The sequence below is a fragment of the Dokdonella sp. genome (genome assembly GCF_036518555.1).
Taxonomy (GTDB): domain Bacteria; phylum Pseudomonadota; class Gammaproteobacteria; order Xanthomonadales; family Rhodanobacteraceae; genus Dokdonella_A.
Genome location: NZ_DATDMY010000186.1, coordinates 1 through 3,539 on the forward strand (window position 1 = coordinate 1; position 3,539 = coordinate 3,539).

Here is a 3,539-nt window from a genome sequence, read left to right on the forward strand (position 1 = left end):
GAACGCGGCGACGAAGGCGCGGTCGGGATCGAGCGGCGTGTCGCCCGCATCATGCAGGCGCTTCAGCGCATGCGCGGCGACGTTCGACCGCCCCTGCGCGAGCGCGGCCGTCACGAGCAGGTCGACCGCGCGCGAGAGGCGCGCGTCGCTGCTCGGATCGGGCGGCGCCAGCACGCGGTCGACGAGCCGGTCGGCGTCGCCGTCCGACAGCGGCGGCGGCGCGCCGCGCGCGCATGCCCACGCGAGGCGCATGAGCGCGAACTCGGGCGGCGCGGCCGGCGTGCCGTCGTCGTAGCGTTCGAGCAGGCGGCCGAGTTCGTCGAGCCGACCGTTCGCGAGCAATGCCTGCGCGTGCGTATAGGCGATCGCGAGCACCGCACGCGGATCGTCCATGCGCGGCGTGAGTCGCCACGCCTTGGTGCTGCTCGCGAGCGCGTCGTCGGCCTCGAGCATCATGCGCTGCGCGTCGGACTTGGCCGCGAGCGACGAGGCGAGGTGGTCGGTCACGCCGAAGCGCTCGAACACCGCCGCGCCACGCTGGAACGCGGCGACCGCTTCGGCGAAGCGGCCGTGGTGCGCATGCGCGAGCCCTTCATTGTTGTCGAGGCTCGCCTCGCCGGGCAGGTTGCCCGCGGCCTGCCATTCGATGCGTGCGCGCGCGAAACTCGCGAGGGCGTCCTCGTAATGGCCGAGCTGGTCCTCGATCACGCCGCGCATCATGTACGCGCGGCCGAGCAGCAGCGGTTCGTGGCGCCCGGCGAGCGCGGCGAGGGCGTCGTGGCAGTGCGCCTGCGCGCGTTCGGGCTCGTTGCGTCGGAACGCGACCGCGCACAGGCCGTACAGCGCGCGCGCATGCACGAGTGGCGAAACGTCGGCGGCGTCGGCGAGGCGCTCGAAGCCACGCTGAGCCTGCTCCATGCGTCCCGCGCGTTCGTCGACCTCGGCGACGCGCACGGCGATCTCGGGCATGCGCTGCAGGTCGGGCGGCGCCGATTCCGCGATCGCGGCCGCCTCGCGCAGGTCGCCTTCGAGGAACGCGGCGTCGATGCGCTGCTGCAACTCGAGCGCGGTCGGCCGCGCGGGCGCCTCGGCGAGCGCGGGATCGCCGAGCCAGTCGGCGAGCGCGCGATCGATCGCCTGCAGCGGTGTCGACGCGACCGCCGCATGGCGCGTACTGCGCTCGGCGTCCTGCACGTCGAGTTCGATCGCCCAGCCGTGCGCATCGCGGCGCACGCGCGCGGCGAGCACGAGCGACGCGCCCGCCACGCGCGCGAGCTCGGCGCGTCGTGCCGGGTCGGCGAGGGCTTCGCCGTCGCGCGCGAGGTAGGCGATCACCTGCTCGGACGGCAGCACCGCGAGGCCGCTGCGTTCGCGCAGGCGGGCGGCGAGGTAGTCCATTGCGCCGAAGCGGATCCAGCGCGCGTCAGCGCCGCTGTCGGCGACGTCGACCGGCAGCACGAGCGCGGCGGCCGCGCGCGCCGGCGCAGGCGGCGTGCGCCCGACGCGCCACCAGGCGGCGAGCGCGAGCACGACGCAGGCGAGCACGACGACACCCCCGCGCAGGTACGCGCGGCGACGACGGACGGGCGTGGCCGCATTCGCTGCTCGCGCGATCGGCGACGCTGCGGGTGCCGGCGCGGGCAGCACGGGCGCGGGCGCTTCCGTCGCAGGCGCGGCCGGTTCGACGAGCGTGACCGGTGCGACCCAGTGGTAGCCGAAGCGCGCGACCGTGCGGATGCAGCGCTGTTCCTCGCCGGTGTCGCCGATCGCGCGACGCGCGCGCGCGAGCGTCTGGCCGAGCAGCGCATCGCTGACGTCGGTACGCCCCCATACGGCGCTGATGAGTTCGTCGCGGCCGACTGCGCGCTCGCGCTGCTCGAGCAGGTACACGATGCAGTCGAACGACTTCAGCGGCAGCGCGACCGGCCCATTCGCGTCGCGCAGCGTGCGCGACGCCGCATCGAGCTCGAAACCTTCGAAACGGTAGTGCCTGGCCGACATGATCCGACTGCTGCGGGCGTCCGGGCCATCGCCCGGACCCGCGGGGGTCGCCGTGCACCGGCGATCCGCCGGCCACTGTAGCGGCTCGCTTGCGCACGCGTAAGGTCCGCCGCGCCGCTTCGCGCGCCGCGGCGGACCTGCGCGCCTCAGTCGCCCAGCGCCGCGTCGAAGCCGTTGCGGAACACGACGAGCCAGTCCCTGTCCGTCGCATTCGCGACGTCGCCCGCGTAGACGCCGCTCGTGCTCGCACCGACCTCGATCGCGTCGCCGGGCGCGTCGGCACGCACGGGCACCGCCAGCAGGTAGTGCACGCTGTCGTTCGCGGCGACGGTCGCATGGTCGAGCAACGCGCCGCTGCCGCCCGTGCCGCAGGTGCCGGTCCCGGCGTCGACGCAACTCCAGCTCGCCGCGCCCGCGTCGGCGCCGTCGGGCAGGCTCGCCGCGACTTCGACGTCGCGCGCGATCGCGCTGCCGTGATTGGACACGACGACGTCGTAGACGACGGTGTCCCCGTAGCTCGCGAAATCGCCGCCATCGTCGATCGCGACGACGAGTGCGATGTCGGGCGCGAGGTTCTGCAGCGCGAACTCCGCCGCTTGCGCGGTGCCCGCGACGGTCGCGCTGACGTCGTAGCTGCCGACACTCGCGTTCGCGGTCGCGCCGACCGCGGCGGAGCCGTCTGCATCGGTCGTCGCGGTCGTCGCGGACAGGCTCGCGCTCGCACCGCCCGCGGGCGCCGCGAACACGACCGCGACTCCGGCGACCGGATTGTCGTGCGCGTCGCTCACGCGCACCGCGAGCGGCTCGGCGAAGGCCGTGTCGACGACGGTGCCTTGCTGCGCGCCGGTGACTGCGGCGACGTGCACGGGCGGCCCGGCGAGATTGTGCAGTTCGAACGCGGCCGTGCCGGCGAGCCCGGCCACGCCCGCGATCACCACATAGCCGCCGGCGATCGTGTTCGCGCGCGCGTCGACGCTTGCGACGCCATCGGCGTCGGTCGTCGCCACCGCGGCGACGAGCGCACTCGCGCCGCTCGCCGGCGCGGCGAAACTCACCGCGACGCCGGGCACGCCGATGCCGGCCGCATTGGTCACGCGCACCTGCAGCGGCGCCGGGAACGCGGCGTCGACCTCGGCCGATTGCGGCGAACCACCGATCGGGGCGAACGCACTCGCCGGATCGAGCGCGAAACCCGCCTCGATCGTGCAGTCGGCGTGCACCGCGGCGACCGTGTAGACGGCACCCGCGAGCGAGCCGCCGCAGCTGCCGCCGACGGCGTCGACGTGGTAGCCGGGCTCCGCCGCGAGCGTGAAGGCGAGGCTGCCGCCGTCGCCGACGATCTGCGGCGTCGCGGGCGCGATCGAGCCGTGCGCGCCCGCGCTCGGCGTGACCGTCCACGCCGCGATGCCGTTGCCGCTCGCCGCGACTGCGAACATCGCCGGCATGCCGTCGCTCGCGACGTCGATGCGCGCCGCCTGCGCGCCGAGCGCGGCGGGCGTGAAGTGCAGCGAGAACGCGCACTCGCCCTGCGCGGGCAG

At 75.0% G+C, this 3,539-nt stretch carries 2 protein-coding genes; both read right to left on the bottom strand.

Features of this window, described 5'->3' with window-relative positions; translation table 11 throughout:
* Positions 1-2,001: winged helix-turn-helix domain-containing protein (locus VI238_RS10705; RefSeq protein ID WP_331651143.1), on the bottom strand; the 2,001-nt coding region annotated here is incomplete at its 3' end.
* A 146-nt stretch (positions 2,002-2,147) separates the two neighbouring features.
* Positions 2,148-3,539 (bottom strand): Ig-like domain-containing protein (locus tag VI238_RS10710; protein WP_331651145.1); only part of this gene is annotated, 1,392 nt, incomplete at its 5' end.